The 9238-nt window shown below is 45.9% G+C and carries 8 protein-coding genes and 1 pseudogene; 6 read left to right on the top strand and 3 right to left on the bottom strand.

The window, feature by feature from the left end; genetic code table 11:
• Positions 1 to 85: 85 nt before the first annotated feature.
• The 5 genes and pseudogenes from QUA57_RS27465 to QUA57_RS27445 all read left to right on the top strand — a co-directional run bounded on the left by QUA57_RS27465 (position 86) and on the right by QUA57_RS27445 (position 2002).
• On the top strand, positions 86 to 247 hold the full coding sequence (locus QUA57_RS27465) for a hypothetical protein (RefSeq protein WP_333064919.1): 162 nt from the start codon (positions 86 to 88) through the stop codon (positions 245 to 247).
• A gap of 119 nt (positions 248 to 366) precedes the next feature.
• Entirely contained in the window at positions 367 to 879 is a 513-nt protein-coding gene (locus QUA57_RS27460; RefSeq protein ID WP_333064918.1) for a dihydrofolate reductase family protein, read from the top strand.
• 71 nt (positions 880 to 950) lie between these two features.
• Positions 951 to 1367, top strand: a pseudogene (locus QUA57_RS27455) (XisH family protein).
• Positions 1355 to 1690 (top strand): XisI protein, encoded by a 336-nt coding sequence (locus tag QUA57_RS27450; protein ID WP_333064917.1) that lies wholly within the window; start codon positions 1355 to 1357, stop codon positions 1688 to 1690. Before QUA57_RS27455 ends, QUA57_RS27450 begins: the two are co-directional and overlap by 13 nt.
• Positions 1691 to 1708: 18 nt before the next feature.
• On the top strand, positions 1709 to 2002 hold the full coding sequence (locus QUA57_RS27445) for a hypothetical protein (protein ID WP_333064916.1): 294 nt from the start codon (positions 1709 to 1711) through the stop codon (positions 2000 to 2002).
• An 83-nt stretch (positions 2003 to 2085) separates the two neighbouring features.
• On the opposite strand, the gene ileS is transcribed toward QUA57_RS27445, so the two are convergent.
• The 3 genes from ileS to QUA57_RS27430 form a co-directional block, all read right to left on the bottom strand.
• Complete coding sequence (ileS, locus tag QUA57_RS27440) at positions 2086 to 5679, bottom strand: isoleucine--tRNA ligase (protein ID WP_333064914.1); 3594 nt, start codon at positions 5677 to 5679, stop codon at positions 2086 to 2088.
• Between the two features lie 264 nt (positions 5680 to 5943).
• Positions 5944 to 6507 carry a Uma2 family endonuclease gene (locus tag QUA57_RS27435; protein WP_333064913.1) on the bottom strand — a complete coding sequence of 188 codons (564 nt, stop codon included), beginning with the start codon at positions 6505 to 6507 and terminating at the stop codon, positions 5944 to 5946.
• A gap of 321 nt (positions 6508 to 6828) precedes the next feature.
• Positions 6829 to 7239, bottom strand: a complete 411-nt coding sequence (locus tag QUA57_RS27430) for an Npun_F0494 family protein (protein ID WP_333035924.1) — start codon at positions 7237 to 7239, stop codon at positions 6829 to 6831.
• Between the two features lie 130 nt (positions 7240 to 7369).
• Between QUA57_RS27430 and QUA57_RS27425 the strand changes: the two genes are divergently transcribed.
• Positions 7370 to 8935 (top strand): tetratricopeptide repeat protein, encoded by a 1566-nt coding sequence (locus QUA57_RS27425; protein WP_333064912.1) that lies wholly within the window; start codon positions 7370 to 7372, stop codon positions 8933 to 8935.
• Positions 8936 to 9238 lie beyond the last annotated feature (303 nt).

Genomic DNA, 9238 nt, shown 5'->3' with positions numbered 1-9238 from the left:
TCATCTTTTTTCACAGTTTTACTAGCTTTTTCATTTTCGCCCTTTTTTCATATATTTGCAACAGTGAGATGCACCCGGAATTGCTTTGCTGCCGGCCAATGCTCAAAATATTCAACGGAAGGGCGTTATTTATAAAAGTATTGCGGAATCTACGCCAACTGTTCCGATGGCAGCGGTATGGAGGGCCGACGATAATTCGCCGATTTTGCGGGAGTTTTTGGAAGTGACAAGGGCGATGGCACAATAGGTGGGATACAGCCGATAAATTACAAAGATAAATTACAAATTATCAAAATGTACCTCTCGACCACTGAAAGCCCCTATAGTATTATAAAGTATCTGTAGAGCATTTATCTAGGTGTTGCCATGCGGAAAATTGTACTATTCATTGCATCTAGTTTGGACGGTTATATTGCCCGCTCAAATGGCGATATTGACTGGCTGTTTACAGACCAAAATTACGGTTATAATAAATTCTTAGATAGCATCGATACGGTTCTCATGGGTCGAAAGACTTACGAACAAGTTCTAACTTTTGGCGAGTATCCGTACCAGGAAAAAAAGAGTTATGTTTTTACGAAAAATCTAGATTTTCAAGCCACTCCTGATGTCGAAGTGGTAACAGATTTAGAGAATTTTGTCAATGATTTGCGCTTGCTTGAGGGCAAGAATATTTGGTTGGTGGGAGGTGCTCTGCTGATTCGCGATTTCCTGAATCAAAACTTTGTCAACGAAGTGATTCTCTCGGTTCATCCGCTTATTTTAGGCGAGGGAATTCCTTTATTTGTTAATCCCATAAATACTACAGCTTTGCAGTTAACTGGATGTCAGACATATAGTTCTGGTATGGTTCAGCTATCTTATGATGTCGCCACTTGAGGGCGATCGATCGCAGCAGCTTGCGCACTTTGGCTGCTATAAGATAGATATAGAAGCTGTATGAGGGAGAAATGGCTGCTAGAGATTTATTTGACGATGCTGTAAAAAAAGCGCTTCAGAAGGAGGAGTGGGAAATCACCGCAGATCCGCTGGTCGTCAAAATTTAGGGTGTTAAGTTTGAGATTGATTTAGCCGCAGAGAAGATTTTGGTGGCGGAAAAATTAGGGCAAAAAATTGCTGTTGAAATTAAAAGCTTTCTCAACAACTCTGCAATTACTGACTTTCATCTCGCCTTGGGTCAATTTTTGAATTATCGGCTTGCCTTACAAATCAAAGAACCGGACAGAACACTGTATCTAGCAGTACCCTTTGATACTTTTGACTCGTTTTTTCAAGAGCCCTTTATACAAGAAGCGGTCAATGTTTATCAACTTAAACTCGTCGTTTACGATCCGCAAAAGGAGGTAATTGTGGAATGGAAAGAGTAGAGCATTACCGCCAGTGTATCCGCAAATTGCTAACTCAACAAGCAAGGAGAGAAAAGCCTAATTCAGACGTTGAATGCCAGCTTGTTTTTGATGGGGAACACGACCACTATCAGTTACTAGATGTTGGCTGGGAGGGGCTAAAGCGGATATACAACTGTTTCATTCATTTGGATATAAAGGATGGCAAAATTTGGATTCAGCGCAATATGACAGAAGTGGATATTGCACGGGAATTTGTCGAGATGGGAGTGTCTGAGGATGATATTGTGTTGGGGTTGCATCCACCTTACAAGCGTCCGCATACTGGGTTCGGGGTAGCGTAAAGGAAAATGCGATCGCGGATGAGAAAATGTGTTTGCTGCTTGTTGTTATTAATATCTTTTTTCTGGGCACTTCCTGCTGAGGCATCTGTATGCCGCAATTATCAAGGGCGCGAGATTTGCATTGTCGATATCAAACGCAGTGCGAAAAACTATTGGGAATACAGGGTAATTCTGAGTGTTGATGGAGTGAAACAGCCTCTGGAAGTCTACAATTGCCGCGATCGCACTACAGTTAAGAAAGATGGAACTGTTTTGGCGTTTGGACAAAACAACCCTGGTGAAATCGTCTGCCGTTTTTTTAATCAGAAATAAGTAAATGAAGTTATTGTAGGGTGCGCTTCGGGGTGAATGTGGCAACCACAAACTCAAGATTTTTTCCCGAAGCGCACCCTACGTTAGAATTTGTCGTCTACTGCTGACACGCAGCGTTCGCAAATTAGCGGATGTTCGATCGACTCGCTGACGTGAGTCGAGTAATTCCAGCAGCGATCGCACTTTTCCCCGTCTGCTTTAACTACACCAATCGCCAACTCAGGAGACTGATAACTGTACGGCAATTCTTGCATGATTGCATTCGATTCTACCAGTTCCACTTCCGAAGTAATGAACAAATAGCGCAGTTCGTCTACACCGTTCCCGGTCATTGTAGAATCGTGCGTTACAGCTATTTCCGCAGGAATTTCTGGTTTGGGTTCGATCGCAACTAATTCTGGTTCCGGGATTTGGGGTGTTTCTACAAGCGCCGTTTCTGCTGGGGCTGTTTGTACGATCGCCTGTGTTTCTTCTACAAGCACAAGCGCTGTCTCTAGTGGCGGTGCGAGTACGATCGCCTTTGTTTCTGCAAGCACAAGCCCGCTTGTCCGGCCCACCACATCTGCTGTCATAAAATCAATCTTTTGACCCAGTTGTTGACGGTTGGCGGCAAACAGCAAGTGACGGAAAGCAAACCAGATTGTAAATAAGATGCCGATGACTTCCAATAAGCCTCCCAACACCGGAATCTGATTAATCGTATCCAAAATTGCCAGCGTTACTCTGCCCGTTATCAACACAGAGGCTAACAGCCCAAGTGTTACCAGCGCTTTTTGGTATTCTGTGAAAAACTTGCCCGCGTATTCAGGCAAATTAGCCACAAACTCGGCGGCTCTATCTAAGATTGGCCCAGAATCTGAAGCCGGCAGTTCCGGGGCAGAATACTGTACGATCTGAGAAGATCGATCGCCCTTTTCTGCGAGCGTTTCCGCTTCAACATGAATTGTGTTTTCTGTCAAGACTTTGGCAACTTTTGCCGCTTGTTCTTCCTGTCGATCTTGTGCTGCTTTTGCCTTCTCCTCTGCTGCTAACTCGATGATTGAATTTTGCGATCGCACATAATCCACCAATTCTTCGCTGCTGGGATTCAAAGCTTCCAATTGCTGTCTTTTTTCCACATCGGGAACATACAGCAAAACCTTAGCTTCCAAAGAAGAACCGATGGCCTTTTCCATCCGGGCTTTTTCCAAAACCTTGTTAACTTCGCCGCGCACTTGTCGCAAATACTGCCAGCGAGTAGCCAATTCTGGATTGTGCCATGAAGCATCCATTTGCACCCAGCCGGCTTCAAACACGGACTTGTAGGGAGTCGGATAGGGAAGGTACTGCCAAATATCCTCAGCCATGTGACACAAAACAGGTGCGATCGCCCTTGCTAAATTCTCCACAGCAATTGCAATCACCGTCTGACAACTGCGGCGGCGACGGGTATCTGTCGCGCTGATGTAAAGTCTGTCTTTGGCAATATCCAAGTAAAAATTCGATAAATCCACCGTGCAGAAATTCTGCACTGTTTGGAAAAATCTGGAAAATTGGAAGCTTTCAAAAGCATCTTGAACTTCCGCAAATACTTCGCCCATTCTGTGCAGCATATAGCGGTCGAGTTCCGGCAATTCTTCGTAAGCAACGGCATCTTTTGCCGGGTCAAAGTCGTGCAAATTGCCCAGCAAAAACTTAGCTGTATTGCGAATTTTGCGGTAAACATCCGACTGCTGTTTGAGAATGTTTTTGCCCAAAGGCACGTCTGCCGAGTAGTCTACCGAAGACACCCACAACCGCAAAACATCGGCTCCATATTCCTTAATTACGGCTGCCGGATCGACGACATTGCCTTCAGATTTGCTCATCTTGCGGCCTTTTTCATCGAGTACAAAACCGTGAGTCAAAACTGTTTTGTAAGGAGCCACGCCGTTAGTTGCTACACTGGTAAGCAAACTCGATTGAAACCAGCCGCGGTGTTGGTCTGAACCTTCCAAATAGATATCAGCAGGATAGTTTAATTCCGATCGACCTTGGGCAACTGCGGCCCAGGAAGAACCCGAGTCAAACCACACATCCATCGTGTCTGTACCTTTGCGGTAAGTGCGGCCGTTATTGCGGTAAGATTCCGGCAGCAATTCATCGATTGACAATTCCCACCAAGCATCGGAACCTTTCTCGGCAAAGATGGCTTGCACGTGGGCTATTGTTTCTTCATTTAACAGCGGTTCGTTGGTTTCTTCGTCGTAGAATACGGGAATGGGAACGCCCCAAGTCCGCTGGCGAGAAATGCACCAATCCGATCGATCGCCCACCATTGCAGTAATCCGATTTTCCCCTTGGGCGGGAATCCAATTCACATCGGCGATTGCTTTTAAGGCTTCATCTCGGAACCCTTCAACCGAGGCAAACCACTGTTCTGTCGCCCGAAAAATGGTCGGCTTTTTCGTGCGCCAATCGTAAGGATAAGAGTGAGCGTAACTTTCCTCTTTAATCAAACAATTTGCGTCAGCAAGGGCATCAATGACTGCTGCATTGCCGTTTCCGAGGACATTTAAACCTGCGAACTGTCCGGCTTCTGCGGTGAAATTTCCGTTCTCATCTACGGGCGTTAAAACTGGCAAACCGCAGCGTTTTCCGACGATAAAGTCTTCTTGTCCGTGTCCCGGTGCGGTGTGCACCAATCCGGTTCCTGAGTCAGCGGTAATGTAGTCACCGCCGGCAACAATTGGACTTTCGCGATCGAACAGGGGGTGTTTGTAACTGCAACCTTCTAATTCTTTGCCTTTGAAGGTGGCGAGTATTTTTAATTGAGTGTTAAAAGTTGCCGACAGCCGATCGACCGCATCGACAGCTACTAACATAAATTGTTGTGCGATGTGCGAATTTGCCGGCGGTTCCACCACCGCATAAGTCAGTTCGGGATTGACTGCGATCGCCAAGTTTGCCGGAATTGTCCAGGGAGTAGTCGTCCAAATCGCCGCCCAGAGGCTCGGCATATAGCGCTTGAGCTTCGTTTGCAGGGATTTTGACAATTTTTTCACATGAAAGCCGACGTAGATGCTGCGCGACGTGTGGCCTTCGGGATATTCTAATTCCGCTTCGGCGAGGGCTGTTTTCGAGCTCGGGCTCCAGTGAACAGGTTTGAAGCCGCGGTAGATGTAGCCTTTGAGCACCATTTGACCGAAAACGCCGATTTGAGCGGCTTCGTATTCGGGTTTCATGGTTAAATACGGGTGTTTCCAGTCGCCCCAAACGCCGTAGCGCTGGAAGGATTCGCGCTGCTGTTCCATTGTTTGCTGCGCGAAGGCGGAGGCTTTGCGGCGGAGTTCGATCGGGGTAAGATTTAGCCGCTCCTCCGATTTCATGTTCTGCAATACTTTAAGTTCGATCGGCAATCCATGACAATCCCAACCGGGAACGTATCGGACTTTTTTGCCGCGCAGCATTTGGTAGCGGTTGATAAAGTCTTTGAGGATTTTGTTGAGGGCGTGGCCGATGTGAAGTTGTCCGTTGGCGTAGGGTGGCCCGTCGTGGAGGATGAACAAATCGCCTGGGTTATTTTCCGAAAGGCGATCGTAGATTTCTTGATCGGCCCAAAATTGTTGCAATTCTGGTTCCCGTTTGACGGCGTTGGCGCGCATATCAAACTTGGTTTTGGGCAGATTTACCGTGTCTTTGTAAGATTTAGCTTCCATTTTTGAGAAACGTTTTATGTAGTTAGTTGTTAGTAGTTAGCGGTTATTTGAAAGATGATATCAAGTCCGGTTAAATAATCATAATTAAGTTTGTAGTGACAACTTTAGTCATCTCTCGTCATTGAAGAGCTGACAGCCAGATATTTTAGTATAAGCGATCGACCGCACATTTGATCGGAGCAAATCCGTAGGGCGATCTCTCTTCTCCCTCCTCCCCGCCCTCTGCGCCCTCTGCGGTTAAATCATTCATAAATCGAGGTGGCGCTACTGAGTCAGCCAACTGAACATTTCACCGACGGTGAGATTAAAGGATTCGGCAAAGGTTGGAACGGAGATGCGATCGCCCGGTTCTTCAAAAACTGCTATGGTGCGATCGGCAAAATAGACAAATACCACTTCTTCTTCCGGGTCAATCAACCAGCCCATCTGGGTTCCGTGACGGAGACTGTGGAGAATGTTGCGGACGACTTTAGTTTGACTTTGGTCGGGGGAAAGAATTTCGATTGTCCAGTCGGGGGCGATGGCGAAAGTGTTGGCTACTTCGCCGTTTTCGTCGCGGGGAATGCGTTCCCAGGTAAAGACTACAAGATCGGGTACTGTCGATCGACCGCCAAAGGTACAGCGCAATTCTGAATAGGCGCGGGCGATGCGTTGGGGTTTGAGTACCCGGTTAATCTCAGCACCCAAATCGCTTTGAATTGTGCTGTGTTTTCCTTGGGGCATAGGTTTCTGGATAATTTGACCATCAAGGAATTCGCTGGCGGGTTTGGTTTCCGACAGTTGGAGAAAATCATCGAGACTCAAAGGTTTAGAAGCGGTTTGAACCATTGTTTTTAGTCGATTTAAATTTAATTTGTATTAGTTAAGCGATCGCGCATTTAATTTATCAAGAAAATGGGTCTAAAACCCCGTCCTTCGCTTGACCGCTTTAAGGGGTCTAACTCGTTTGACGGCGAGTCCGACAGGGAGTGAAATCCCTGTCTCATAGCGGAAGTCCTCTGCAAGAGGAATGAGGAGGTTGATTAACGTGAAATGCGAAACTCAACATCAAGTTGAATTTAGACTTGCAGTCGGTTTTAACCGACTTTTGCTATGAGACAGGGATTTCATTCCCTGTCGGACTGTCGAACTAGGGCAAGTGAAAACCCCTCATAGAAATACTCCCAACCCGCGGCTGACGGCATTTCCCATACGATCGCACAATGACGCGGCCGGCACTCCCTGTGCCTCCTGTTCCCATTTTTCCACGAGTTGGCGGCCCAGGGGCGTGAGGCGAAAACTGTCGGTAATCCCTTGTCCGTCTACTTCCCGCCGCAACACGCCGACTTGGATCAGCCACAGCAGGGAGTTTTCGGCTACGAGTTCGGATACGGGCGATCGCGTGTAGCCGCTTTCGACACCGGAATTTGAGGCGATCGCAGTTAGGAAAACACTGTTATCGCGGATGGTCTGGAAGAAGTGTAATTGAAAAGGGCTGCACCGGACGGCGCGATCGGCTCTTTTTACGGTGCGATCGGGATAACTAATAGATTTAAACGCTTCGGATGGGATAAAAGTCATTGAGAGAATTTCTGAACAGCTACTATATTTTTAATTGTTACAGATTTATAGTCAAACTGGAGTTGTGAAAAGCATACCAAGTTCAGAGGAAGTAGACTAGGCTTATCGAACTTAGAAATAAAGAAAGATTATGCCTTTACCAAAAGTTCCTAAAAAATTCTTGCCCAAGTTAACCTCAGTTTTCTTATTGTTATACGTAGCAGCGACACTGCCGTGGTTTACCAATCGCCTCACCTCCTTTGCTTATATTGTTCAAGCGATTGTGCAGCGTAGTCAAAATGCAGAAGATGAAGAGATCGCAGCTTACCGCCAAGCCATTAAAGTTGACCCTCAGTTTGCTTGGGCTTACAACTTACTCGGCAATGCGCTTTCTGACAAGTGGAAATTTAATGAAGCAATAGCAGCTTACCGCCAAGCCGTCCAAATAGATCCAAACGATACCAAAGCTTATAAAAGTCTGGGCCATCTGCTGTTTTTTTTCCAAGGCAAACCAGATGAAGCAATCGCAGCTTACCGCCAAGCCATCCAAATAAATCCCAATGATGCCGAAGCTTACAGCCGTTTAGGTTGGGCCCTACAGCAACAGGGGAGATTAGATGAGGCGATCGCAGCTTACCGCCAAGCCATCCAAATAGATCCCAATGATGCTGAAGATTATTACTATTTAGGTGCGATTTTTCAGAAACAGGGGAAACTGGAAGAGGCGATCGCCACCTCTCAAAAAGCGATTCAATTCAACCCTAAAAATGACAGTGCCTACAACAGCCTGGGCGTGATCCTGAACAAGCAGGGGAAACCAGATGAAGCGATCGCCACCTATCAAAAAGCGATTCAACTCAACCCTAAAAATACCCAAGCTCACATCAATTTAATTTTTACTTTACAGCAACAAGGGAAGTTCGATCGAGTAATTGAAGCCTGTAAGAGGGCAATTGCATTAGATCCCAACTCTCTGAGTGTTAAATTATTTCTCAAAGAGACGGAACGGCTCTTAGCTCTGCAAAAAAATCCGCAATTGTTGGCTATTCCAGAGCGATTGCCCAGTTTAAAAGATGAACCTTTTGTTTCATTAAAGCGGTCTGTTGTCCGAGTTATTGTTAAAAGTTCTTCCGAGTTAAATTATGGTACTGGGTGGGTGGTAAAACGGCAGGGAAACAAAGGTTGGGTTCTTACCAATCGCCACGTGGCAACGGCGGGCAAAAATACACCCCAGGGCGATAAAAAAATTGAAGTTGAATTTTACAGTAAACCGCTCTCAGGCGAATTCCGCAAGCGGAAACCCGCTAAGAGTGTTAAAATTACTGCTGCCTCTGACAACCTAGATTTAGCTTTACTAGAAGTCACCGACATTCCGAAAGATATTCAGCCTTTGCCCAGAGCCTCGGCCTCTGTTGCCGTCAACGCACCTATCCGCATTATTGGATATCCCTACACCACCCAGGATTCGACAGTTGCAACAGGAGAAGTCATCACCAAGACTGACCAAGAGTTAGAAATGTCTGCAATTATAGCTCGCGGTAATTCTGGTAGTCCCGTATTAGACCAGCAAAATCGCGTTGTTGGCGTTGTGTGGAAAGGTAGTTACACCATCAGTCGAACACAGAATCAAGAGCTGGTTATATCTGGTACTGGTACTACTGCTGCTTTGCCTATCCAATCAGTTACACAACAACTGAAAGATTGGGGTATTGATTAGGCAATTGCTGTAATGCTTTAGGTTTTAAAAATGGAAGGTTTTTAGGCATAAACTTTCCTGGATTCGTAAGTGTCAGAGGCTTCGGCATCTTCTAAAGTCAGAAATTCGTGTAATTCATTAATAGAAAGAGGCCTGAGACAAACATCAGACTCTAATTCATAGACTTGGGAAAATGACTCAATAGCTTAGCTTGTTTTAGTTTATCAATAGATTGTTCAGGAGTATTTATTTAGGGCTTGCTGAATAATCGATCGCCAACCAAGAGCAGGAGCGATCGATATATTCAAGCAGAGTTAAATATAA

The organism is Microcoleus sp. Pol7_B2 (assembly GCF_036701035.1).
In the GTDB taxonomy this organism is placed as follows: Bacteria; Cyanobacteriota; Cyanobacteriia; order Cyanobacteriales; family Microcoleaceae; genus Microcoleus.
The sequence above is the reverse complement of the archived record's forward strand: the minus strand, read 5'-3'. Positions and strand labels throughout refer to the sequence as shown.